The sequence below is a fragment of the Streptomyces sp. NEAU-YJ-81 genome (assembly GCF_017592595.1).
Lineage (GTDB): Bacteria > Actinomycetota > Actinomycetes > Streptomycetales > Streptomycetaceae > Streptomyces > Streptomyces hygroscopicus_B.
Window position 1 is genome coordinate 438,491 of record NZ_JAGFNO010000001.1, and the last position, 23,827, is coordinate 462,317.

23 protein-coding genes are annotated in these 23,827 nt (G+C 71.2%); 10 read left to right on the plus strand and 13 right to left on the minus strand.

Translation table 11 applies throughout. From position 1 onward, the window contains the following. Positions 1 to 49 precede the first annotated feature (49 nt). From J5X86_RS01950 to J5X86_RS01985, 8 genes are all read left to right on the plus strand, one after another. Positions 50 to 958, plus strand: a complete 909-nt coding sequence (locus tag J5X86_RS01950; protein ID WP_208515078.1) for an LLM class flavin-dependent oxidoreductase — start codon at positions 50 to 52, stop codon at positions 956 to 958. A gap of 161 nt (positions 959 to 1,119) precedes the next feature. Then, on the plus strand, positions 1,120 to 2,028 hold the full coding sequence (gene htpX, locus J5X86_RS01955) for a zinc metalloprotease HtpX (RefSeq protein ID WP_208515079.1): 909 nt from the start codon (positions 1,120 to 1,122) through the stop codon (positions 2,026 to 2,028). Between the two features lie 2 nt (positions 2,029 to 2,030). Continuing rightward, positions 2,031 to 2,615 carry a hypothetical protein gene (locus J5X86_RS01960; RefSeq protein ID WP_208515080.1) on the plus strand — a complete coding sequence of 195 codons (585 nt, stop codon included), beginning with the start codon at positions 2,031 to 2,033 and terminating at the stop codon, positions 2,613 to 2,615. Between the two features lie 184 nt (positions 2,616 to 2,799). Next, positions 2,800 to 3,363 (plus strand): hypothetical protein, encoded by a 564-nt coding sequence (locus tag J5X86_RS01965; protein ID WP_208515081.1) that lies wholly within the window; start codon positions 2,800 to 2,802, stop codon positions 3,361 to 3,363. A 115-nt stretch (positions 3,364 to 3,478) separates the two neighbouring features. Next, positions 3,479 to 4,549, plus strand: coding sequence for an ABC transporter ATP-binding protein (locus J5X86_RS01970; RefSeq protein WP_208515082.1), 1,071 nt, complete (start codon positions 3,479 to 3,481; stop codon positions 4,547 to 4,549). Further along, positions 4,539 to 5,438: an ABC transporter permease gene (locus J5X86_RS01975; RefSeq protein WP_208515083.1), complete on the plus strand. Its 900-nt coding sequence runs from the start codon at positions 4,539 to 4,541 to the stop codon at positions 5,436 to 5,438. Before J5X86_RS01970 ends, J5X86_RS01975 begins: the two co-directional genes overlap by 11 nt. Beyond that, complete coding sequence (locus J5X86_RS01980; RefSeq protein WP_208515084.1) at positions 5,435 to 6,361, plus strand: ABC transporter ATP-binding protein; 927 nt, start codon at positions 5,435 to 5,437, stop codon at positions 6,359 to 6,361. The genes J5X86_RS01975 and J5X86_RS01980 overlap by 4 nt, the downstream gene beginning before the upstream one ends. Positions 6,362 to 6,376: 15 nt before the next feature. Further along, the gene (locus tag J5X86_RS01985) at positions 6,377 to 7,105 is read left to right on the plus strand and encodes an ABC transporter permease subunit (protein ID WP_078642375.1); all 729 of its coding nucleotides are present in this window, start codon (positions 6,377 to 6,379) and stop codon (positions 7,103 to 7,105) included. 123 nt (positions 7,106 to 7,228) lie between these two features. Here the strand turns inward: J5X86_RS01985 and J5X86_RS01990 are convergent, their stop codons facing one another. The 5 genes from J5X86_RS01990 to J5X86_RS02010 form a co-directional block, all read right to left on the minus strand. Continuing rightward, positions 7,229 to 7,612, minus strand: a complete 384-nt coding sequence (locus J5X86_RS01990; RefSeq protein ID WP_374229210.1) for a hypothetical protein — start codon at positions 7,610 to 7,612, stop codon at positions 7,229 to 7,231. 137 nt (positions 7,613 to 7,749) lie between these two features. Next, a complete protein-coding gene (locus J5X86_RS01995) occupies positions 7,750 to 9,042 on the minus strand; it encodes an MFS transporter (RefSeq protein ID WP_208515085.1) in 1,293 nt (430 codons plus the stop codon). A gap of 78 nt (positions 9,043 to 9,120) precedes the next feature. After that, on the minus strand, positions 9,121 to 9,831 hold the full coding sequence (locus J5X86_RS02000) for a FadR/GntR family transcriptional regulator (protein ID WP_208515086.1): 711 nt from the start codon (positions 9,829 to 9,831) through the stop codon (positions 9,121 to 9,123). A gap of 110 nt (positions 9,832 to 9,941) precedes the next feature. Next, a complete protein-coding gene (locus J5X86_RS02005; protein WP_208515087.1) occupies positions 9,942 to 10,691 on the minus strand; it encodes a hypothetical protein in 750 nt (249 codons plus the stop codon). 313 nt (positions 10,692 to 11,004) lie between these two features. Beyond that, complete coding sequence (locus tag J5X86_RS02010) at positions 11,005 to 12,549, minus strand: MFS transporter (protein WP_208515088.1); 1,545 nt, start codon at positions 12,547 to 12,549, stop codon at positions 11,005 to 11,007. Positions 12,550 to 12,721: 172 nt separating this feature from the next. On the opposite strand from J5X86_RS02010, the gene J5X86_RS02015 reads away from it, so the two are divergent. Beyond that, positions 12,722 to 13,726, plus strand: a complete 1,005-nt coding sequence (locus tag J5X86_RS02015; protein ID WP_208515089.1) for an Lrp/AsnC family transcriptional regulator — start codon at positions 12,722 to 12,724, stop codon at positions 13,724 to 13,726. A gap of 198 nt (positions 13,727 to 13,924) precedes the next feature. Next, a complete protein-coding gene (locus tag J5X86_RS02020) occupies positions 13,925 to 14,374 on the plus strand; it encodes a phospholipase (protein ID WP_208515090.1) in 450 nt (149 codons plus the stop codon). 126 nt (positions 14,375 to 14,500) lie between these two features. Here the strand turns inward: J5X86_RS02020 and J5X86_RS02025 are convergent, their stop codons facing one another. From J5X86_RS02025 to J5X86_RS02060, 8 genes are all read right to left on the minus strand, one after another. Continuing rightward, on the minus strand, positions 14,501 to 15,355 hold the full coding sequence (locus J5X86_RS02025) for an HAD family hydrolase (RefSeq protein WP_208515091.1): 855 nt from the start codon (positions 15,353 to 15,355) through the stop codon (positions 14,501 to 14,503). Beyond that, the gene (gene serS / locus J5X86_RS02030; RefSeq protein ID WP_208515092.1) at positions 15,352 to 16,629 is read right to left on the minus strand and encodes a serine--tRNA ligase; all 1,278 of its coding nucleotides are present in this window, start codon (positions 16,627 to 16,629) and stop codon (positions 15,352 to 15,354) included. Before serS ends, J5X86_RS02025 begins: the two co-directional genes overlap by 4 nt. A gap of 655 nt (positions 16,630 to 17,284) precedes the next feature. Then, positions 17,285 to 18,220 carry a prephenate dehydratase gene (gene pheA / locus J5X86_RS02035; RefSeq protein WP_086705870.1) on the minus strand — a complete coding sequence of 312 codons (936 nt, stop codon included), beginning with the start codon at positions 18,218 to 18,220 and terminating at the stop codon, positions 17,285 to 17,287. Between the two features lie 115 nt (positions 18,221 to 18,335). Further along, positions 18,336 to 19,577: an iron uptake transporter deferrochelatase/peroxidase subunit gene (gene efeB, locus J5X86_RS02040; RefSeq protein WP_208515093.1), complete on the minus strand. Its 1,242-nt coding sequence runs from the start codon at positions 19,575 to 19,577 to the stop codon at positions 18,336 to 18,338. Next, positions 19,574 to 21,706 (minus strand): copper resistance CopC/CopD family protein, encoded by a 2,133-nt coding sequence (locus J5X86_RS02045; RefSeq protein ID WP_208515094.1) that lies wholly within the window; start codon positions 21,704 to 21,706, stop codon positions 19,574 to 19,576. Before J5X86_RS02045 ends, efeB begins: the two co-directional genes overlap by 4 nt. 6 nt (positions 21,707 to 21,712) lie before the next feature. Further along, complete coding sequence (locus J5X86_RS02050; RefSeq protein ID WP_208515095.1) at positions 21,713 to 22,213, minus strand: copper chaperone PCu(A)C; 501 nt, start codon at positions 22,211 to 22,213, stop codon at positions 21,713 to 21,715. Next, a complete protein-coding gene (locus J5X86_RS02055) occupies positions 22,210 to 22,872 on the minus strand; it encodes an SCO family protein (protein WP_208515096.1) in 663 nt (220 codons plus the stop codon). Before J5X86_RS02055 ends, J5X86_RS02050 begins: the two co-directional genes overlap by 4 nt. A gap of 144 nt (positions 22,873 to 23,016) precedes the next feature. Next, positions 23,017 to 23,772: a YcnI family protein gene (locus J5X86_RS02060; RefSeq protein WP_374229211.1), complete on the minus strand. Its 756-nt coding sequence runs from the start codon at positions 23,770 to 23,772 to the stop codon at positions 23,017 to 23,019. Between the last annotated feature and the right edge of the window lie 55 nt (positions 23,773 to 23,827).

A 23,827-nucleotide genomic window follows, 5' to 3' on the forward strand; every position in this document is an offset into this window, starting at 1 on the left:
GCGCTGATATCGGTGCGGCGTTGTCACACCCACCGCTTAGGCTCGCCCTATGCGAGTGAGCACCGTGATCCTGCCCGTCTACCGCTGGTCCGAGCGCGGCCGGGAGATATGGCAGCGCGCCGAGGAGCTGGGTTTCCACGCGGCGTACACCTATGACCACCTGTCCTGGCGCAGCTTTCGCGACGGGCCCTGGTTCGGGGCGGTCCCGACGCTGACGGCGGCCGCGGCGGCGACCTCCCGGCTGCGGCTGGGCACCCTGGTCACCTCCCCGAACTTCCGGCATCCGGTGACGCTGGCCAAGGAGCTGATCACGCTGGACGACGTGTCCGGCGGGCGGATCACCCTCGGCATCGGCGCGGGCGGCTCCGGCTTCGACGCGACGGCGCTGCTGCGGGGCGCCGAGGAGCCGTGGTCGCCCCGGGAGCGGGCGGACCGCTTCGGCGAGTTCGTCGAGCTGCTCGACCGGCTGCTGACGCACGAGGTGGTGACGCACGAGGGCACCCACTACAGCGCCCACGAGGTGCGCAACATCCCCGGCTGTGTGCAGCGGCCGCGGCTGCCGTTCGGGGTGGCCGCCACCGGTCCGCGCGGGCTGCGGCTCGCGGCGCGATACGGCCAGGCGTGGGTGACCACGGGCGACCCGAAGATCGCCGAGACCGGCACCCCGGCCGATTCGGTGGCCGCCATCGCCGGCCAGATCGAGCGGCTGGGCCAGGCGTGCGCGGAGGCCGGACGGGACACCGGCGACCTCGACAAGATCCTGCTCACCGGTTTCACCCCGGAGGCCACCGGGCCGTTGAGCTCGGTGGACGCCTTCGTGGACTTCGCCGGACGCCATGCCGAGCTGGGCATCGACGAGATCGTGCTGCACTGGCCGATCCCCGATTCGATCTTCGCGGCCGACCTCGAGACCTTCGAGAAGATCGCCACGGAGGGCGCGGCACAGATCGCCGGATAGCGGGCGGCATGAATCGCCGGATAGCGGGCGGCACAGATCGCCGGATAGCGGGCGCGGCACGGATCGCCGGATAACCGAATAAAGGGCGCGGCGCAGATCGCCCTATAAGCGGCAGAATCGGGTATAGAGCCTTTGGTGTCGCGTCACTCGGGAGGCATCCCATGCCGCATACCCGCTATCCCCCGGACCGGGGGCTGACCACCCGCATGGTCACGACGATGTTCTTCATCGGGCTGCTCTATGTGGTCTTCATCGGTGTGCTGCTCGCCGTGTTCAAGGGCGCCTGGCCGCTGATCGTGATCATCGCGGGAGGGCTGTTCGTGGCGCAGTTCTGGTTCAGCGACCGGATCGCGGCGTTCAGCATGGGCGCCCGGGAGGTCACCCCGCAGCAGGCGCCCGAGCTGCACGGTGCGGTGGACCGGCTGTGCGCGCTCGCGGACATGCCCAAGCCCCGGGTGGCCATCGCCGACACCGATGTGCCGAACGCCTTCGCCACCGGCCGCAATCAGCGCAACGCGCTGGTGTGCGCCACCACGGGGCTGCTGCGGCGGCTGGAGCCGGAGGAGCTGGAGGGTGTGCTCGCCCATGAGCTCTCGCATGTGGCGCACCGCGATGTGGCGGTCATGACCATCGCCTCCTTCCTCGGCGTGCTGGCGGGCATCATGACCCGCGCGGCGCTGTGGGGCGGTCTCAGCCGGGGCAGCCGCAACAACAACGTGGGCATCGCGGTGCTGCTCATCCCCCTGATCAGCGCCGTGGTCTATGCGATCAGCTTTCTGCTGACCCGGCTGCTGTCCCGCTATCGCGAGCTGTCCGCCGACCGCGCCGGCGCACTGCTGACCGGGCGGCCCTCGGCGCTCGCCGCCGCGCTGACCAAGGTGACGGGGCAGATGGCCCGGATCCCGACCCGGGATCTGCGCAAGGTCGAGCCGTTCAACGCCTTCTTCTTCGCGCCCGCGCTCTCCGGGGAGAGCGTCAGCCGGCTGTTCTCCTCGCATCCGACGCTGGAGCGGCGGCTCGACCAGCTCGCCCGCATCTCCACCCAGCTCGGCCAGGCGGGAAGGGGCTGAGCGTGAGGATCTTGGACGCCATCCTGGGCCGCAGCAAGCCGGTGCGCCCCGACCTCGACCGGCTCTTCGGGCTCCCGGGGGCCGCGGTCAGCCTGGAGGCGGGGGCGGGGTTCACCCCGACCGGGCGGGGCTCGGTCTGTTTCGCGAGCGTGGAGGGCGGCGCCTTCTCCCAGCTCCAGCGGGATGTGCGGGAGCTGCTGGACGCGGACACGGACCGGGGCGGGGTGCCCGTGGAGTTCAGCCAGGACGCGTACGGCTACACCTGGCTGCTGGCCCGGCAGCCGTCGGACGATGTGCCCGCCCTGGTGAACGATCTGCACGCGGTCAATTCGCTGCTCCAGGACGGCGGGTTCGGGCCTCAGCTGCTGTGCTCGCTGATCGGCTTCCAGGACCCGGCAGGGCGTTCGCTCGCGTTGGTGTATCTCTACAAGCGCGGCACCTTCTACCCCTTCGCGCCGCTGCCGGGCGCCGCGGAGAAGCGGGACAACGCGCTGGAGCTCCAGATGCGGGCGCTGCTCGGGGACGATCTGCGGATCGAGGAGGACCTGAGCCGCTGGTTCCCGGTCTGGGGCGCACCGGGTCTCTAGCGGTCCGGTTCCCCGGCCGACGGACGGCCCGACCCCCCCCCAAGTGAACCGGCCCCAACTCCCCCCGGGCGAAGGGGAATCCACGGATCGGACAGGGCCTCAGGCATAGGAATGGGCTCGCGGGGCACCTTCTACCTTCGACATCGCATGCCGGAAGGTGACCTGACGCCCGGGGGAGGGCCGAATGAACTACTTGCGCGGCTTCATCCCATGGATCGCCCTCGCGGTCCTGTCGACACTGGGCTGGCAGTGGGGCGCCCTGGCCGGGCTGGTGCTGGGTGGCGCGATGCTGGTGCGGGCCCGTAAGGCGGGCATGGCGGCCGACGCCCTCATCCTGGAGTGCAGCACGGTGGCCTTCTTCACCGCGCTGACGATCTGGGCCTTCGCCCGGCCGGACAGCGTACTCAAGGACTACGTCGGGGCGCTGGCGCTGAGCTGGCTCGCCGTCACCGCCTGGACGACGCTCGCCGTGGGGCAGCCCTTCACCACCGGTGTCGCCCGCCGCCAGGCACCGCCCGAGGTGTGGGACACCTACGTGTTCAAGCGGATCAATGTAGTGATCACCCGCGCCTGGTCCACCGCCTTCACGCTCTCCGCCGCGGCCATGGTCGTGGTGATCTCCGCGGGTCTGGGCGTGGCCGCGGCGCTCGCGGTCCAGTTCGCGGGGTTCGTCCTTCCGGCCCTGTTCACCGCGTGGTACCCAGGATGGGCGCGGTCGCGGCTCACACCGGCCGCACACCGGGCATAAGCCCCCGGAATATCTGTGGATACCCGGGGTAACCCCCGCCCATCGGGGCCCGTCCCCTACGGGCGCGTCAGACCCGAGGACGAGGGGAATCCCACCGTCTGGAGTGACGCCGCCTGTGGCTCACACCACTACGGTCGAACACGTGACTGTGATCGCCACCGAAAGTCTGAGCAAGCGGTTCTCCCGCGTCACCGCGCTCGACCGGCTGTCCGTCGACATCGCACCAGGCGTAACTGGCCTGGTGGGTGCGAACGGCGCCGGTAAGTCCACGCTGATCAAGATCCTGCTCGGGTTGTCCCCCGCCAGCGAGGGCCGCGCTTCCGTGCTCGGTCTCGATGTGGCCAAGGACGGCAGCGCCATCCGCGAAAGCGTCGGCTATATGCCTGAGCACGACTGTCTGCCGCCCGATGTCTCGGCGACCGAGTTCGTCGTCCACATGGCGCGCATGTCCGGGCTGCCGCCCTCCGCCGCCCGTGAGCGCACGGCCGACACGCTGCGCCACGTCGGCCTGTACGAGGAGCGATATCGCCCCATGGGCGGCTACTCCACGGGCATGAAGCAGCGGGTCAAGCTGGCCCAGGCGCTGGTGCACGACCCCCGCCTGGTCCTGCTGGACGAGCCGACCAACGGCCTGGACCCGGTCGGCCGCGATGAGATGCTCGGTCTGATCCGCCGCGTCCACACCGACTTCGGCATCTCGGTCCTGGTCACCTCGCATCTGCTCGGCGAGCTGGAGCGCACCTGCGACCACGTCGTGGTCATCGACGGCGGCAAGCTGCTCCGCTCCAGCTCCACCAGTGACTTCACCCAGGCGACGGCCTCGCTCGCGGTCGAGGTGACCGACACCACCGACCACCCGGACGGCACCAAGGCGCTGCGCACCGCCCTCGACCGGGCCGGGCTCACCGTCCAGCCCGCCGGCCGCGACGCCGACGGGACGCCCGGCTCCGACCATGTGCTGCTGGTCGACGTCGCGAGCGAGGAGACGTACGACACGGTCCGCGACACGATCGCCGACCTCGGCCTCGGCCTGGTCCGCATGGAGCAGCGCCGCCACCGCATCGCGGAGATCTTCCGGTCCGACGACGATGCGGACGCCCCGGACGCACCGGACGGCACGACGAAGCCCGCAGGACCGGCCGGCGCAAGCGCACACGGGAACGGAGGTGCCGTCGATGCCGCCTGAGACCGTGACCCAGCAGCGTGCCGACGTCATTCACAACATCGGCTACCGCCATTACGACGGCCCGCGCCTCGGCCGCGCCTACGCCCGTCGCTCGCTCTTCTCCCAGAGCCTGCGCGGCGCCTACGGCCTCGGCCGTTCGGCGAAGTCCAAGGTCGCGCCGATGCTGCTGTTCGCCGTGATGTGCATGCCCGCCGCGATCATCGTCGCGGTGGCCATCGCCACCAAGGTGGACGAGCTCCCCGTCGAGTACACCCGCTACGCGATCATGCTGCAGGCCGTGATCGGCCTGTACACCGCCTCCCAGGCGCCGCAGTCCGTCTCCCGGGACCTCCGCTTCAAGACGGTCCCGCTCTACTTCTCGCGGCCCATCGAAACGATGGACTATGTGGTGGCCAAGTTCGCCGCCATGGCCTCGTCGCTGTTCATCCTCACCGGCGCGCCCCTGCTGATCCTCTACGTCGGGGCACTGCTCGCCAAGCTGGACTTCGCCGATCAGACGAAGGGCTTCGCACAAGGACTGATCTCCGTGGCTCTGCTCTCGCTTCTCTTCGCAGGCATCAGCCTGGTCGTCGCCGCGCTCACCCCGCGCCGCGGCTTCGGCGTCGCCGCCGTCATCGCCCTGCTGACCATCTCCTACGGTGCGGTGTCCGCAGTCCAGGCCATCGCGTGGGACCAGGGCAGCTCCGGCCCGGTGAGCTGGATCGGACTGTTCTCGCCGATCACCATCATCGACGGGGTGCAGACGGCCTTCCTCGGTGCCACCTCCTCCTTCCCCGGCGGGGTCGGCCCCGGCACCGGAACCGGGCTCGTCTACATCCTCGTTCTCCTCGGCCTGATCGCCGGCTCGTACGGGCTGCTGATGCGCCGCTACCGAAAGGTCGGCCTGTGACCACGATCGCCATCGACAACGTCTCCCGCTGGTTCGGGAACGTCGTGGCCGTCAACGACGTGACCATGAACATCGGCCCCGGTGTCACCGGGCTCCTCGGTCCCAACGGCGCGGGCAAGTCCACCCTCATCAACATGATGGGCGGCTTCCTGGCCCCCTCCACCGGGTCCGTGACCCTGGACGGCGACCAGATCTGGCGCAATGAGCAGGCTTACCGCCACATCGGCATCGTCCCCGAGCGCGAGGCGATGTACGACTTCCTCACCGGCCGCGAGTTCGTGATCGCCAACGCCGAGCTGCACGGGCTGCCCGATCCGCGTGGTGCCGCCCGTAAGGCGCTCGACACCGTCGAGATGGACTACGCGGGCTCCCGGAAGATCGCCACGTACAGCAAGGGCATGCGCCAGCGCGTGAAGATGGCCTCCGCGCTGGTGCACGAGCCCTCGGTGCTCCTCCTGGACGAGCCGTTCAACGGCATGGACCCCCGGCAGCGGATGCAGCTCATGGATCTGCTGCGGCGGATGGGCGCGGAGGGCCGCACCGTGCTGTTCTCCTCGCACATCCTCGAGGAGGTCGAGCAGCTGGCGGCGCATATCGAGGTGATCGTCGCGGGCCGCCACGCCGCCTCCGGCGACTTCCGCAAGATCCGCCGGCTGATGACGGACCGTCCGCACCGCTATCTCGTACGGTCCAGCGACGACCGCGCGCTCGCGGCCGCCCTGATCGCCGACCCGTCGACCACCGGTATCCAGGTCGACGCGAGCACCGGCGCCGACGGCGGACTGCACATCCAGGCGGTCGACTTCACCCGCTTCACCGAACTGCTGCCCCGGGTCGCCCGTGACCAGCACATCCGGCTCCTCACGGTCTCGCCCTCCGACGAGTCCCTGGAAAGCGTCTTCTCCTACCTCGTCGCGGCCTGAAAGGAGCCCATAGCGATGTCCTCGCTCTACCACCCCACCGTCGCACGGCTCACCTACCGGGCCCTGCTCGGCCGCCGCCGGGCGCTGATCCTCTTCTCACTCCCCGGTCTGCTGCTGTTGATCTCGCTCGCCGTACGGCTGCTCACCGGAGCCGACGACGAGACGGCCGACGCGATCCTCGGCGGCTTCGCGATGGCCACCATGGTCCCGCTGATCGGCGTGATCGCCGGTACGGGCGCGATCGGCCCGGAGATCGACGACGGCTCGGTCATCTATCTGCTGGCCAAGCCGGTGAAGCGGCCGACGATCATCTTCACCAAGCTGATCGTGGCGATCGGCGTCACGGTCGCCTTCTCCGCCATCCCCACCCTGCTCGCGGGCTTCCTGCTGAACGGCAACGCCAATCAGCTTGCCGTCGGCTACGCCGTCGCCGCCGCCGTGGCCTCGGTCGCCTACAGCGCGGTCTTCCTGCTGCTGGGCACCGTGACCCGGCATGCGGTGATCGCGGGGCTGGTCTACGCCCTGGTGTGGGAGACGTTCTTCGGCAGCCTGGTGGCCGGGGCCCGCAAGCTCAGCGTTCAGCAGTGGGCGCTGGCACTCGGGCAGAAGGTCGCGGACGGCGATGTGATCTCGTCGGATGTCGGCCTGACGACCGGCGTCATCCTGCTGCTGGCCGTGACCGTGGGCGCGACCTGGTACGCGGGCCGCAAGCTGCGCACGCTGACCCTCGCGGGGGAGGAGTGACCACCGGCGCGATCTGCGCGACCCGCGCGAGGTGACGCCCGGCGCCCGGGGGTTCGTGCACGTCTTACGGGCGGCGCCGGGGGCTCGTGCGCGCCTTATGGCGCCCAGGAGTTCGTGCGCGCCTTACGGCCTCCACCGCGCAGGGACGGCGGAGCGGCCGCCGGTTGTCTCCGCGGTGGCGGCGGTCGTCGTGACGGCCGCCGCCGCGGCGTGTCCGGGGGCCGCGTTGGCCTGGCCCAGGGCGGAGGCCACGGCCGCGGACGAACCGAGCAGAACGGTCGCCGCCACACAGGCCACCGTCCAGGGGGCCCGCAGCACCCTCCGCCATGGCCGCCGGGTGCCGCCTCCCGCCGTGGCCCGCGTGCCGTGGGTGGTCTTCGCCTCGGCCATGCCGCTCGTACCGCTCGTACCGCTCGTACCGCTCGTACCGCTCGTACCGCTCGTACCGCTCGTACCGCTCGTACCGCTCGCACCGCTCATGCCGCTCGCACCGCTCATGCCGCTCATGCCGTCCTCCGGTCCTCGTCGATGCCGATGACACCGAGAGTGGCGGCGGGAGTTGTCGGCCGGCCCTCCGTGGCCTGAGGGCCGGCTGTGAAGGCGTGAGGCCGCTCAGGCTCAGGCCGTTCGGCCCTCCGGGCCGCTCACGACCGGATCTTGCGGTCGCGTCCCGCGCCCAGGCCCAGCACCGCCAGCACCCCGCACACCACCAGCATCAGCGTGAGCGGCAGCCCCCAGCCGCCGATGGTCTGGTGCACCACGCCGAGCGCCAGAGGGCCCACCGCGGCCAGCAGATAGCCCCAGGTCTGCGCCATTCCGGACAGCCGCGCCGAGGTGTGGGCGTCCCCGGTCCGCAGCACCATCATGGTCAGCGCGAGCCCCACGGCCCCGCCCTGCCCGACGCCGATCAGCGTCGCCCAGACCCACGCCCCGGCGACGGGAGCCACCAGCAGGCCCGCGATACCGGCGCCCATCAGCGCCGCGACCGCGACGGCCAGCGTCCGCTGGGAGCGCATCCGCCCGGCGAGGGTGGGCACCACGAACGAACCGACCATCTGCAGCATGGTGCTGAACGCGAACACCAGCCCGGCCGTGTTCTTGCTCATGCCGTGGTCGGTGAAGATCGTCGGCAGCCATGCGATGCAGACGTACGCGATCGACGACTGCAACCCCATGAACAGCGTGACCTGCCAGGCCAGCGGGGAGCGGCCCAGCCTCGGCCCCGCGTCCGGCGTCGCCCTTACGGGCGTCGCCGCGGGCTCACCGTGGTGCGTTCCGCGCCGTGCGAGCACCGTCTGGGGTATCCAGACCAGCGCCGCGACCGCCGCTAGCAGCGACCAGGAGGCGAGTGAACCCCGCCAGCCGCCGAGCGCGTTCTCCAGGGGCACGGCGGAGGCGGCGGATACCGTCGCCCCACCGATCATCGAGGTGGTGTAGAGCGCGGTCATCCCGGCGGCCCGGTGCGGGAAGTCACGCTTGACCAGGCCCGGCATCAGCACATTGAGGAACGCGATCCCGCTGCCGACGAGGGCGCCCCCGGCGAAGAGCGCCATCACCGGCGGTGCCACGCGCAGCAGGATGCCACCGATCAGCAGCGCAAGCGCGCTCAGCAGCACCGCCTCGGTGCCCCAGCGCCGGGCGAGCCGGGGCGCGAAGGGCGAGGCCAGGCCCATGAAGATCAGCGGAATGGTCGTGACCAGGCTGCCCATGGTCGCGGACAACCCGAAGTGGCCGCTGATCTCACCGAGCAGCGGGGAGACCCCGGCGAGCGCGGCCCGCATGTTGAGCGACGCCAGCACGATGCCGATCAGGAGAAGGGCGGGGTGGGCCCGCAGGGTGCGCCGCGCGGCGGCCACCTCGGGGGTCGGCCGCAGATCCGTCTCGGCGTCCACGAGCAGGGGTTCGGCCTCGGGGCCGGGGGTGTGCGGGCGTGGCAAGAAGAGCTCCGTTCCGGTCGTGGTGGGGGCGGTGTGGTTGGGGTGGCCCGGGTCGCGGTGAGGCCCGCCGAGAGGGGCTCAGCCGGTGGCGAGCAGGGCTTCGATGGCGCGTTTCGGCGCCTCCAGCAGCGCCCGCGCCGCCGCCTCCGCGGCAGCCGGGTCGCCGGAGGCGATGGCGTCGACCAGGGCGCGGTGGTCGGCGGGGACGATGCTCGGCACCTCGCGGTCGCCGAGCGAGGCCACCAGCGAGTCGCGCACCGAGCTGCTGAACCAGCCGTAGGTCGCGCTCAGCGCGGCGTTGTGCGCGGCCTCCACCACGGCGGTGTGGAACTCCAGGTCATGGGCGGCGTGCAGCTCATGGTGGCCGTCCGCGGACCGCTCCCCTGCGTGCCCGAACGCCTCCAGCGACTCCAGCGCCGCCCGCATCCGCCGCAGATCGTCGGGACTGTGCCGGAGCGCCGCCAGCCGCGCGCCCTCCGCCTCCAGCGCGATCCGCAGCTCCAGCACATCCCGGATCCCGGCGCGCCGCACACCCCGCATGACCTCGGCCGGGTCGGTCGTGGAGACCACGAAGGTGCCCTCGCCCTGCCGGGACTGCAGCATCCCCGCGTGCACGAGGACGCGGACCGCCTCCCGGACCGTGTTCCGGCCGACCTGGAGCTGCTCGGCGAGGGCATGCTCGGTGGGCACGCGGTCGCCGACCTTCCACTCACCCTCGGCGAGCTGCGCCCGCAGCTGCTCCACCACGGTGTCGACCAACGACTGCCGCCCAGCCGCCCGCAACGCCATCCCTCTCGGCTCCCTCACTCGATTCACCCGGTTGCCCAGTCATCCTACAACTCCGACTGGAAAGCCCGGTGGGCAGGGCGCCACCCCGCCCACCGAGCTCCTCCGCTCCGCTACCCGCGCTGCCGCTTGGCGCGCCGCGCCCGCCGCTGGACCGACTCGGCCTTGAGCGTGGCGACGTCCCTGCGGACCTCGGTCATGTCGTCACCGAGATCGCAGAGCCGCTCGCTCATGGCGCAGATGACCCGCCCGTGCGCGTCGAGCCGCCGGTCCATCCCGTCCAGCCGAGCGGAGACCCTGGCCATCCACGGCGCCAGCTCGCGCAGCGTGGAACCGACATCCGCCAGACACGCCTCGACGGCGTCGAGGCGGCCGCCGATCGGCCCGGCCAGCATCCGCTCGGTGAGGATCCGTTCGAGCGGGAGCTGCTCCGTCCCGGCTTCCGCTCCGCTCCGGGTCGACTCCTCGACATCGAGGAGATAGGCGCGTACCCGCCTGGCGGTATCGCTGTCCCGCAGCAACATCGCGACGTTGAGCACCGCCCGGCGGGGGTAGAGGGTGAGGTGGGCGCGGCCCTGTGGATAACTCGAATCTGAAAGGTCCAAGTTGGACCTTTCAAAGACTTGCAGGTCAGCGCCTCGAAGGATGTGCATCCCGTTGCTGTGGAACTCCTCCCGGTGTCGTTTGGCCAGGCTCTTGACGGCTTCTTCCCCAACCTCGAAGTACTCCGCGACCATGCGCGTGGTGATATGCAGCCCATCCGGCAGCATGGTCAAGATCTTGACCTTGTCGAGGACATCCGTCCGTTCGATGACACTGTCGCGCAGCGCGCGCGACTCCAGTAGCGCGATCTCAGGTGGCATAGGTGTGCCTTCCGGTCTGAAATTCGGGTGATGGTCACGCCCCACCAGCCAGGGGCTAGGCCGCCCGTATCCAGGGACCAGGAGCGGAGGCTGCCGACCTCTTTCGGACCCAACCGCCGTGACATCGCTGCCCGTCGATCCGTCGCCCGGCCGAGGCTCCAACTCGCGTTGCCGCCGCGCATAACGCGTATATGGAAGAACGATCCGATCGCGTAAGGGTTACTCGCACCGCGTGCGTTGACGGACGTCGGCCTCACGCAGCGAGGGGCGGGCGCCATCGGGCGCCCGCCCCTTGTGACTTGTCGTCCACCGCTCAGGCGTGGACCGGCTCCGCCGGGGATTGCTCCGGGGTCGGCTTCGGGGGTGCTCCGCCGGGGCCGCCGCGGACGACGGCGAGGACCAGCAGGCCCGCCGCCAGGGCGGCGATGCCGGAGATCAGGCAGATGCGGTCGAGTCCGGCCGCGAACGACTCGTGGACGAGTGTGCGCGCCGCGTCCGCGTGGGCCGGGGGCGCGGTGGCGATGACGGCGTCGGCGTGGCCGCCGCTGATGGCCTCGGCGGCCTGTCCGGCCGCCCGGGCCGGGACGGTGCCGCTGTCGTCGACCATGTCCCGCACCCGCGTCGCGAACACCGTGCCCAGGACGGCGATCCCCAGGGCGTAGCCCAGCTGCCGGAAGGTGTTCACCGCGCCGCTGGCCATGCCCGCCCGCTCCGGCGGGGCCGAGCCGAGGGCCGCCGAGACCAGCACCGGCATGGCCAGGCCGATCCCCAGACCGGCCAGTGCCAGGCCCGGGACGAAGGCCGTCCAGTCCGCGTCCGGGGTCACCATCGCCGCGTTCACCAGCGCGCCCGCGCCCACCATCAGCAGTCCGCCGCCGAGCGCCCGCCCGGGGGCGACCCGGTCCAGCAGCCGTCCGCCCGCCGCGCCGACGACCAGCGAGACGCCCGCCATCGGCGTCACCGCGAGCCCCGCCTGCACCGGGCTCATCCCCAGCACCGACTGCAGCCACAGCCCGGCGTAGGTGAGGTACGGGAAGGCCCCCGCCTGCAGCAGCAGGGCCGCGGCCATCAGCACCGCGAACGTCGGGCGGCGCAGCAGCCCCAGGTCCAGCAGCGGCTGCCGCTTTCCGCGCTCCACCAGGGCGAAGGCGAGCAGCGCGATCGCGGCCGTCACCAGTGCGGCGACCGTGCCGGTGTCGGCCCAGCCCTCCTCACCCCCGCGCATCAGCCCATACGTCAGCGCCCCGGCGCACACCGTGAACGTGGCGGCGCCCGGCCAGTCGATCCGTACGCCCGGCGCGCCGCGCGACTCATCGATGGAACGGAGCGTGATCCACACCGCGATCGCCGTCAGCGGCAGATTGACCAGGAAGATCGCCCGCCAGTCGACGTACTCGGTCAGCACCCCGCCCAGCACCGGGCCGATCGCCGCGGCCGCCCCGCTCGTACCGCCCCACACCCCGAAGGCGATACCGCGGTCGCGGCCGGAGTATGTCGCCATCAGCAGCGGGGTGTTGGTGGCGAACATGGCCGCCGCCCCCGCCCCCTGGACGGCGCGGGCCGCGATCAGCACCCCGGCGTCCGGTGCCAGACCGCAGACCAAGGAGGAGACCGCGAACACCGCGAGGCCGACGACATACAGCCGCCGCCGCCCGAAGAGGTCCGCTGCCGAACCGGCCACCATCAGCAGCGCGGCCAGCGCCAGCGCGTAGATGTCCATCACCCACTGGAGGGAGGTGAAGGACGCGTCCAGTCCCCGCGCCACCTGGGGCAGCGCGGTGTTCACAATCGTGACGTCTATCAACAGCATGAAATTGCCGAGCGTGATGGCGGCGAGCGGCCACCATGATCTGCGCATGACTGACTCCGGGATTCGGAACGTGCCGGCAAACGTGCCGACAAGGGGACGCGAGGGCCGATCCCGATGACGGTCCGGCGGTCCCCGCGGCTCTTACGGTCGTCCTGACCGGTCCGCTCCTCCAGCCGGCACCGCCCCGGTGGCGATATCCGACGTCCGCTAGCTTTGTGCGGTGGAATCCGACGCGTACGACGACCTGGACCGGGCGCTGGTGCATGCCCTTCAGCTCGACGGCCGGGCCCCCTTCAGCCGGCTCGCCGAGGTGCTGGGCGTCTCCGACCAGACCGTGGCCCGCCGCTACACCCGGCTGCGGACGACGGGAGCGGTCCGGGTGCTGGGGCTCACCGACCCGGCGGCGGTCGGCGATGTGGTCTGGCTGGTGCGGGTGCGGTGCCTGCCGGACGCCGCGCTGCCGGTGGCCGAGGCGATGGCCCGGCGGACCGACACCTCCTGGGTGCATGTGCTCTCCGACGGCACCGAGGTCGCCGCGTCGACACGGGCGGCGTCCGGCCTGGACAGCGACGCCCTGCTGCTGCGCAAACTCCCGCAGACGCCACGGGTGGTGGGGGTGAGCGCGCACTGCGTGCTGCATGAGTTCTACGGCGGCGAGCGGGGCCTGGTCAACAAGACCGAGGCGCTGACGGCCGAGCAGGTGGGTCGGCTGCGCACGCCCGCCGCGGACCGGTCGAAGGGGCCGCGCGGACCGGTGGGCGCCGAGGACGGCAAGCTGCTGGACGTCCTCGCGCGGGACGGGCGGGCGCCGCTGGCCGAACTGGCCGCCGCCACCGGCTGGTCGCAGTCGACGGTGCGCCGCCGGCTGGCCGATCTGCGCGCCGACGGCACCCTGTACTTCGACGTCGACTACACCCATCGGATGTTCCATCAGAGTGTCACCACCACGATGTGGCTGTCGGTAAGGCCGTCGGATCTCGCCGCCACCGGGCAGGCACTCGCGGACCACCCCGAGGTGGCGTTCGCATGTGCGACCACCGGAACGAAGAATCTGATGGCGACCGTGGTCTGCGCCGATGTCCCGGCCCTCTACACCTATCTGACGACCCGCATCGCCGAACTGTCCTCCGTGCTGGACATGGAGACCGCCCCGATCCTCCGACGGGTCAAGGGTCCGGGGCCGCTGTTCACCCCGCCCTCCCGGGCGTCCCGGCGCACCTCCTGAACGACCCCCGCAGCGGCGCCAGTTGGAGGAAGCTCCGAAACTCTGCTGGTCGAACTCTGTTCATCTCTACGTCGGTGTAGATCTTGACGGTTGTCAGGGACCTGCCCAACTCTTGGCGTGCGCTGGATCACACCGCGCCGCCCCCCGCGCCACAAGCCTTTTGAGGGGGTGTCAGAGGTAAAAACGGAGGGAACCCGAATGCGTCGTCTCGTCACGAGTCTCGCGGCCACCGCTGTCACCGCGGCCACCGCCATCGCCCTGGCCGCACCCGCCCAGGCGGCCCCCGCGGACAAGCCGCAGGTCCTCGCCAGCTGGACGCAGACCAGCGCCAGCAGCTACAACACCTGGGTCGCGGCGCGGAACAACCAGGGTGCCTGGGCCGCCTACGGGTTCGACTGGTCCACCGACTACTGCAGCAGCTCCCCCGACAACCCCTTCGGCTTCCCCTTCCAGACCGCCTGCGCCCGCCATGACTTCGGCTACCGCAACCACAAGGCGATGGGCATCTTCGACGCCAACAAGGCGCGCATCGACAGCGCCTTCTACGAGGACCTCAAGCGGGTGTGCAGCGCCTACAGCGGTGCCACCAAGACGTCGTGCGACGGCACGGCGTGGACCTACTACCAGGCGGTCAAGATCCTCGGCTGACCCCTCCTGGACCGGGATCCCTCGGCGGCGGCCGAGGGATCCCGATCACCGCTGCCGGGCCCGGATGCCGGGCGGTCCGCCGAGGCGGCCGCGCCGGCATCCGGCCGGTTCACCGGTGCGCTGCCGTTACCGGCGCGCCGCCGGGAAGAGCCGTTCCAGCACCACGGCGATGCCGTCCTCCGCGTTGGAGGCGGTGATCTCGTCGGCGACGGCCTTCAGATCCTGGTGCGCGTTCGCCATCGCGACAGCGTGCTTCGCCCAGCCGAACATCGGAATGTCATTGGGCATGTCGCCGAACGCGATCGCGTCGTCGGCGGTCATCCCCAGCCGGCGCGCGGCCATCGAGAGGCCCGTGGCCTTCGTCAGCCCCAGCGGCAGCAGCTCCACCAGCCCGGTGCCGGCCATCGTGACCCCGACCAGGCCCCCGGCGGCCGTCCGGGCGGCGTCCGCGAGGGCGTCGTCGTCCAGCTCGGCGTGCTGGATATAGAGCTTGCTGATGGGCTGCGACCACAGCTCGGCCGGGTCCGTGAACGGCACCAGGGGCATCCCCTCGTGGCCCATCCGGTAGCCCTCGCCGAACAGCACCTCGCCGTTCAGCCCGTCGCGGGCCGCGGCCAGCGACAGCGGGCCGATCTCCGCCTCGATCTTCTCCAGCGCCAGCAGGGCCACCTGGCGGTCCAGCGTGACGGAGGTCAACAGCCGGTGCTCACCCGCGTGGTAAAGCTGTGCGCCCTGACCGCACACCGCGAGCCCCTGGTAGCCGAGGTCGTCGAGTATGTGCCGGGCCACCGGGACGGTCCGCCCGGTGACCACGATGTGCGCGGCGCCCGCCGCGGTGGCCGCGGCGAGCGCGTCACGGGTCCGCGCCGAGACGGTGTGGTCGGGGCGCAGCAGCGTGCCGTCGAGATCGGTGGCGACCAGTCGATAGGGGAGCTCGTCCGTCGCTCCGGCGAGTTCGTCCGTCGGTCCGGCGTTCGTCACCGTGCGACCGGTTCCAGGACCTCGCGTCCGCCCAGGAACGGCCGCAGCGCCTCGGGCACCCGCACCGAACCGTCGGCCTGCTGGTGGTTCTCGAGGATCGCGACGATGGTTCGGGTGACCGCGCACAGCGTGCCGTTGAGCGTGGCCAGCGGACGGACCTTCTTGCCCTCGCGCATCCGGATCGACAGCCGCCGCGACTGGAACTCGGTGGTGTTGGAGGTCGAGGTCAGCTCGCGGTACTTGCCCTGCGTCGGGATCCACGCCTCGCAGTCGAACTTCCGCGTCGCCGACGAGCCCAGGTCACCCGAGGCCAGGTCGACCACCCGGAACGGCAGCTCCAGCGAGGTCAGCCACTGCTTCTCCCAGTCCAGCAGCCGCTGGTGCTCGGCCTCGGCGTCCTCCGGGGTCGTGTAGACGTACATCTCGACCTTGTCGAACTGGTGCACCCGGAAGATCCCCCGGGTGTCCTTGCCGTACGACCCGGCCTCACGGCGGAAGCAGGAGGAGAACCCGGCGTAGCGCCGCGGCAGTTGGGCCGCCTCCAGGATCTCGTCCATGTGGTACGCGGCCAGCGGGACCTCGGAGGTGCCGACCAGGTAGAGGTCGTCCTTGTCGAGGTGGTAGACGTCCTCGGCGGCCTGGCCGAGGAAGCCGGTGCCCTCCATGGCCTTCGGCTTGACCAGCGCCGGGGTGAGCACCGGGGTGAAGCCCGCCGCGGTGGCCTGTGCCATCGCCGCGTTCACCAGTGCGAACTCCAGCAGGGCGCCGATGCCCGTCAGGTAGTAGAAGCGGGAGCCGGAGACCTTGGCGCCGCGCTCGGTGTCGATCGCGCCGAGCAGCTCGCCGAGCTCCAGATGGTCCTTGGGCGCGAAGCCCTCGGCATCGAAGTCGCGCGGGGTGCCGATCGTCTCCAGGACGGTGAAGTCGTCCTCGCCGCCGACCGGGACCTCGGGGTGGACGAGATTGCCCAGCTGGAGCAGGAGCTGCTGGGTCTCCTCCGCGGCCGCGTCCTGCTCGGCGTCGGCCGCCTTGACGGCGGCGGACAGCTCGCCCGCCTTCTTCAGCAGCTCGGCCTTCTCGTCACCGGCGGCCTTGGGGATGAGCTTGCCGAGCGCCTTCTGTTCGGCGCGCAGCTCGTCGAAGCGGACACTGGAGGACCTGCGCCGCTCGTCGGCGGTCAGGAGGGCGTCGACGATGCCGACGTCCTCTCCACGGGCGCGCTGGGAGGCGCGCACACGATCGGGGTCCTCACGGAGCAGGCGAAGGTCAATCACCCCACCAGGTTACCGGTGTGACCTCGGGTGCTCGACGCGATATTCCTTTGCGTCCCGTTTTGCCCTCTTTTGGGGCTGTGGGTAAACCGGGGAATTCCTGTGACGGCCGCCGTCAAGGAATGCACGCGCAATCCCCGAAAAGGGGCAAAGGGGCGGCATCGAGTCGACCTTCTTCCCTTGTGCACAGGGTGAGTTGAGGCCCGGTTGTCCACAGGGGTGAGGGGGATCCCCGAAGTTATCCACAGGCTGTGTGTGAGATCTGTGGATGTCGCGGTGATCGCTTGGGCCCCCCAAGTGCTCGGCGATGGATTCCCCTATCAAACCGCGTTCACACACCCCACAAGAGAGGAATCCCTCACTCCAAAGAGTTGCTCGAGGGAATTGGGGTGGCAGGTGAGCGATGTTCGGTGATGGGGGTGAGTGCGGCTTATGTCGTGATGCGACCGTCTCGCCGGATTGATGATGTCGACTTATCCCCAGCATGCCGCATCAGCCTGTGGATAACTTTTCCGCAGCGATTCCGACGATCCCCAGCACCCGGCGGCGGCGCTCAGCCCCGGACCCGGCTCCAGCCGCCCGGCCGCCCGCCACCGGAGTGCCCCCGGCGCACGCTCACGGCCAGTCGCTACGGCCGGTCGCTACGGCTGGGCTCGGCTCAGGCCCGGCCGTCCTGGCAGCGGGCCAGCCACTCCGCCGCCTCCGTGAACGCCTCGTCCGAGGTCCCGTGCCGCAGCTCCGCCAGGTCCTCCGCCGTCACACCCGCCCGGGGATATGAGCCCAGGAACCGCACCTTCGGGCAGATCCGCTTCAGCCCCATCAAGGCCGAGCCCACCCGCCGGTCGGTGATGTGCCCCTCGCAGTCCACCGAGAAGCAGTAGCGGCCGATGCCCTCGCCGGTCGGGCGCGATTCGATCCGCATCAGGTTGACCCCGCGCGCGGAGAACTCCTGCAGCAGCTCCAGCAGCGCGCCCGGGTGGTCGTCCCCGAGCCAGATCACCACGGATGTCTTGTCCGCGCCCGTCCGGGCGGCGGGCCGGGCGGGGCGGCCGGCCAGGACGAAGCGGGTCATCGCGTTCTGCGCGTCGTGGATGTCGGTGACCAGCGGCTCAAGACCGTACCTGGACGCCGCGAACTCGCCCGCGAACGCCGCGTCGTACCGCCCCTCCTGCACCAGCCGCGCGCCGTCCGCGTTCGAGGCGGCCGATTCCCACAGGGCGTCCGGGAGGTTCGCCGCCAGCCAGTTGCGGACCTGGGGCTGGGCGACCGGATGCCCGGTCACCGTCTTGATGTCCGCGAGCGCGGTGCCCGGCCGTACCAGCAGCGCGAAGCTGATCGACAGCAGCACCTCGCGGTAGATCATCAGCGGTTCGCCGGTGGCCAGCTCGTCCAGGGTCGCGGTGACCCCGCCCTCGACCGAGTTCTCGATGGGGACCAGCGCGGCCGCCGCGGCACCGGAGCGCACCGCGTCGAGTGCCACCGGCACCGAGACCATCGGCACCAGCTCCCGGGTGGCGGCCTCCGGCATGGACCGCAGGGCGGCCTCGGTGAAGGTGCCCTCGGGGCCGAGGTAGGCATAGCGGCTGGCCGACATCACGGTCGCTCCCTGTGATCAGACGAGACCGCCACGATACTCGCGTCCGCGAAGCCGGCGGACTCGCCGGTCACCTCTTGGACGCGGGCGACCGGGGGCGGCTCGTCCCCGTCTCCTATCCCTCCAAGAGTGCCTGACCCACATACTCTCCCGGGGCGCAGCCCGGGGGCACCGCGAACAGCGCGCTGGCCTCGTGCCGCAGGAACCGTGACAGATCGTCGCCCAGGTCCAGCTTCCGCTGCACCGGGACGAACCCCTTCATCGGATCCGCCTGCCAGGCGATGAAGAGCAGTCCGGCGTCCGGCGCCCCGTCGTCGCGGAAGCCGTCGTGGTACGAGAAGGGCCTGCGCAGCATGGCGGCGCCCTGGTTGGACGCGGGCGCCGCGACCCGCACATGGGCGGCGCCCGCGATGGCCAGCGCACCGTCCCCGTTGATCTTGTCGAGCCGGACCGGGGTGGTCTCCGTGCCGCCGGACAGCGGGGCGCCGTCGGACTTGCGGCGGCCGACCACCTTCTCCTGCCGCTCCCGGGAGAGATGGTCCCAGGTGTCCAGCAGCATCCGGATGCGCCGGACGACCGCGTAGGAACCGCCCCCCATCCACGCGGGCTCGCCCTTCTCCGGTACGAAGATCCGCCGCTCGAAGTCGTCGTCGGCCGGCTTGGGGTTGTTGGTGCCGTCGATCTGTCCCATGAGGTTGCGGGTGGTCATGGGGCGGTCGGTGGCGCCGGGGGTGCGGTTGAAGCCGTTCATCTGCCAGCGCAGCCGGGCCGTGCCCGCGGCCTCGCGCTGCAGGGCGCGCAGCGCGTGGAAGCCGACCAGCGCGTCATCGGCGCCGATCTGGATCCACAGATCGCCGTTGCTGCGCTTGGGGTCGAGGGCGTCCGAGGCGAAGTCGGGGAGCGGAGCGAGTGCCTCCGGCAGTTGGTCGTCGAGTCCCGCCTTGCCGAAGAAGGTCCGCCCGAAGCCGAAGGTGACCGTAAGGGACGAGGGACCGGCGTCCAGCGCGATCCCCGTGTCGTCCGGTGGGGCCTCGCCCGCCATCAGCTCCTGGGCCGTTCGCGACCAGCGGCGCAGCAGTGCGGCGGCCGCCTTACGGTTCGCACCGGGCGCCAGGTCGAAGGCGAGGAGATGGCCATGGGCCTGGAGGGGGGTGGTGATGCCCGCCTGGCGCCTGCCGTGGAAGGGCACGGCGGTCGCGCCCAGGGAGCTGAGGGGTTCGGGTGCCTCCCGCGTCGCCTCGGACGCGTAGGCTCCGGCGGCTCCACCGGCGACCAGTCCGGCCGCTCCGGCGGCGCCCGCCGAGCCCAGCAGACGCCTCCGCGAGATGCCGGACGAGGGTGCTTGCTCTGTCGTCATTGAGCGACTTTCACGTTCCTGGTCTCCGTCACCTGGTCGATGTCGGAGGTTCGTACGGTCAGGGAGAGCTGCCAGGTGCCGGCCATGGGGAGCTGGACGGTCTTGGCGCTCCAGTGCCCGGTCGAGAGGCGCTCGAGCGGGATGCGCAGCGGCCCGATCCCCTTCGACTTCAGCGTCAGCGACAGCTTGACCTCGGGGACGTCCACGGGACGGTCGGCCAGGTCGGTGGTGAAGACATGCAGCGCGTTGTCACCCGGCAGAGCGGGTTCGATCATGACAACGGCCTTGCCGCGGCCGCTCTTGGGGCCCGTGTTGTAGGGGACCAGCACGCTCACCGGGTCGACGTTCAGCTGGCCGCCGGGCTTCGTGGCCGAGGCGCTCGCCTGCTCGGTCTCGGCCCGGCCGGGCTGGGTGCCGCTCAGCACGGTGGCCACCGCGAGCAGCACGACGGCCACGATGGTCTCGGCGATCACCGACCGGCGCAGAGCGCTGCGCTCGCGGTCGGCGTCGCGCTCCCGCAGCGTGGCGGTCTTGTCCTTGGCGGCCCGCTGACGGGCGAGCTGGGCGGCGCGTTCGGGATCGTCGTCGGCGGCGTCCGAACCGGCGCCGTCACCGGGCCCGTCACCGGACTCGGTCTCGGCGTCGGCCGGGGTGCCGACCGCCGCGTCGGCCGCGCCGGTACGGACCGGCTGCGCGGCCTTGACCGCGGCCTTGGCCTCGGCCTTGGTCCCGGACTCCGCCTTGGCCTCTGCCGTGGTCTCCGCTTCCGAGGCCGTCGGAGCCGCCTCCGAGGTGCTCTCCGCCTCGGCCTCCGCGTCCGTCTCCTCCGCCGTGTCCGCCGTGGCATCCGTAAGGCGGCCGGTCCAGCGTCGCGAGATGGCCGCGATGCCCAGGAGCACCGCCACCAGACCCACCTTGACCAGCAGCCATCGCCCGTACTCGGTGTCGGTCAGCGCGCCCCAGGAGCCCACCTGCCGCCACGACTGGTACAGCCCGGTGACCACCAGGGCGACGACCGAGCCGAAGGCCAGCCGCGAGAAGCGGCGCACGGCCGTCCGCCCGATCGGCTCACCCGCCCGGAGCGTCACCGCGAGCGAGGCCAGGCCGCCGAGCCACACCCCGACCGCGATCAGATGGATCATGTCCACCGGCATGGCCAGTTGCCGCTGGAGGCCGACCGAGGCGTGCTCGGCCATCGCCCAGGTCGCGGAGAGGCCCACCGCCATCACCGTGCCGCCGAAGCCCAGCCCGAAGGCGAGGTCCTGGCGGCGCCGCGCGTCCGCCTCCCGCTCCCCGGTGCGACGGGTGTACGAGCCGAAGAGGACGGCCAGGAAGACCGCCGCCGCGCCGAGCAGCAGCAGCCGGGACAGCAGCGCCGCGCCCGGCTTGGTGGACAGCACATCGCCCAGCCTGCCGAGATCGAGGATCCCGCCGATCCCCTCGCCGTCGGTGTACGGCCCGCGCAGCAGCAACAGCAGCAGGCTGGCCGTGAAGACCGTCACCCAGCCACCCACGGCGATCTTCCGCACCGGTCGGGAGGACCGGCAGAGCCCGGCGAAGACACTGCCGCCCACCAGGGCCGCGAAACCGCCGTAGGCGGCGTACCGGCCGATCCCGTAGAGCGTGCTGACGGTGCTGTCGGACGCCTCGCCCGTGGGCACCTTCGCCGTGGTCTTGGACGGGGCGCCGATGGAGAAGGTGAACGCGCCGCTCACCGGGTGGCTGTCCTCCGAGACCGCCTTCCACGCCACCGTGTAGGTGCCGTCCGGAAGCCCGGAGTGCAGCCCGGCGGCGGCGGTCGACGACTTGCCGCCGACATGGGCGGTCTTCCCGGTGTCCACGCGCTTGCCCTTGGGGTCGAGCACGCGCACCGAGTCGCCGGAGAGCAGCACGCCCTCCGAGAAGTTCAGCGTGACCTCCCTGGGCGCGGTCTTCACCACCGAGCCGTCGGCGGGGTCGGTCGAGGTGAGCGCGGCATGCGCGGACGCGGAGCTCGCGCCTACGCTCAGCGCGCACAGCAGCGCGGCGAGCAGGGTGCCGCAGATCGCCATCAGGCGCCGGGCGGTCGCGGTGGTCCGGGAGGGGGCCGCGGTGGGCCCGGCGGGGGCCAGGGAGGTCAGCGAGGGCATCGGGTGTCAGTCCTTGGGGCGGTACGTCGTCGGCTCGACCGGGACTTTGATCTCGATGGGGGCGGATGTGGCGAAGTGCAGGGTGAAGCTGACCTTCTCACCGACCTTCGGCCGGTGGGAGAGGTTTGTCAGCATCAGATGATCTCCGCCGCTGGACAGCTCGAGCCGGTTGTCCGCCGGAACATCGAGCGAGCTCACCTGCTTCATCCGGGTGCCCTTGGTGGTGTGCAGGGTGACCTCGGAGGCGAGCGGGGTGGTGACGGACGTCAGCTCGTCGGCGCCGCCACCGGCGTTCCGTACGGTCAGATAGCCCGCCGCCATGTCGGTCATGGGCGGCTGGGAGACGTAGGCGCTGGTCACGGACAGCTTGGGGTCGCCCCCGCCCTTCCCGCCGCCGTCGTCGTCGCCGTCGCCCGAGCAGGCGGCGAGCGTGGCGCACAGACCGAGGGCGAGGACCACGGCGGCCGCCTTACGGACGCCAGGAATGCCAGGGGCTGCCGCCGTCACGGGTTCCGCCCCTCGATGATCTTCGGCAGGTCCTTGGCGTAACGATCCGCCGTGGCCTCCGTCGTGTAGATCCAGTGACCCTTGTCGTCCTTGGGTGAGAAGCCGACCACCTCGGCGCCGTGGCTGACGGTGATGCTGCCGTCCTTCTCCTTCTTCGGCTTCTCGATGAAGATGCCCAGCGGCCGCGCGGCGGCCTCGATGGTGTCGAAGTCGCCGGTCAGGCCGACGAAGTCGGTGCCGCCCTGGGCGTCCAGCCAGGAGCGCATCCGCTTGGGGGTGTCCCGGGCCGGGTCGGTGCTGACGAAGACGACCCGCAGCTTCTCCCGCTCGGCCTTGGGCAGCTTCTTCACGGCGAGGCCGACGTTGCTCATGGTCAGCGGGCAGACGTCCGGGCAGTGGGTGTAGCCGAAGAAGAGCAGGGTGGGCCGGCCCTTGGTCTCCTTGAGCAGGTCGTACTTCTTGCCGTCGGTGTCGGTGAGGGCGAGGTCCGGCTTGGCCTTCGCCTGGTCGAGGACGATGGCCTGCCCCGACCTCTGGCCGCCCTTGACCTCGGCGGCGGCCGTGTTGTCGCCCTTGCCGCCGCTGTCCGAGCCGCCGCAGGCGCTGAGGGTGAGTGCGGCGGCGGCGACGATGGCGGTGGCCAGGATTTTGGTGCGCATGGAGCTGTTCTCCAAAGAGAGAAGTGGTTCGGTGGCGCGCGGGGGCGGCGGACACGGGGGCCCGCCGCCCCTGCCGGGATCACGCGGTCGGTTCAGGACCGGCGGTCACCGGCGGTACACGCGTCTCGGTCGGGTGGCCGGCGGTCAGGCGGAGCGGCGGCGGCTGGCGACCACGCCGTAGGCGACACCGGCGGCGCCGATGACGATGCCCACGATGCCCAGCACCCGGGCCGTGGTGTCGCTGCTGTCCTTGTCGTCGGAGGAGTCGGCCGAGGCGGAGTTCTCGGCTCCGGCCTTCTCGGAGCCGCTGTCCTTGCCCTGTCCGGAGGCCGCGGCGGCGTCATGGCCGTCCGAGCCCTCGGCCGGGGCGACCAGCTTGAGCACCGGCGCCGGGTTCTCCGGTTCGGCGGCGCCCTCCTTGGGCTCCTCGATCCAGCGCACGACCTCCTTGTTGTCGTACGTCTGGAGCGCCTTGAAGGCGAGCTGGTCGGCGTCGTCGGGCAGCTGGCCGACCGACAGCGGGAACTGCTGGAACATCCCCGGTTCGATCTTGCCGCCGGACCAGGTGACCTTGGTGACCGCCTCGCTGATCTTCTCGCCGTGCATCTCCATGGGCTTGGGGAGCTTGGACTTGGTGACCTTGACGTCCCAGCCGGGCACCGGCTGCGGCATCACCGAGGCGAGCGGATGGTCGGCGGGCAGGGTCACCTCGAGCTTGACGGTGGAGGCGTCGTCGCGCTCGTTCGGCACCTTGAAGCTGATGGTGCTGTAGCCGCCCTTCTCGGCCTGGCCGGGCTGCACGCTGACGTGCGCGAAGGCGGGGCCCGCGGTGAGCAGCACCAGGCCGCCCGCGGTGAGGGCTCCGATGACCGGCAGACGGCGGAGACGCATGGCGTTCATGTCAACACTCCAGGGACAGGAATGATCAGATGGGTTGGCGCGCGTGCGGCGACGT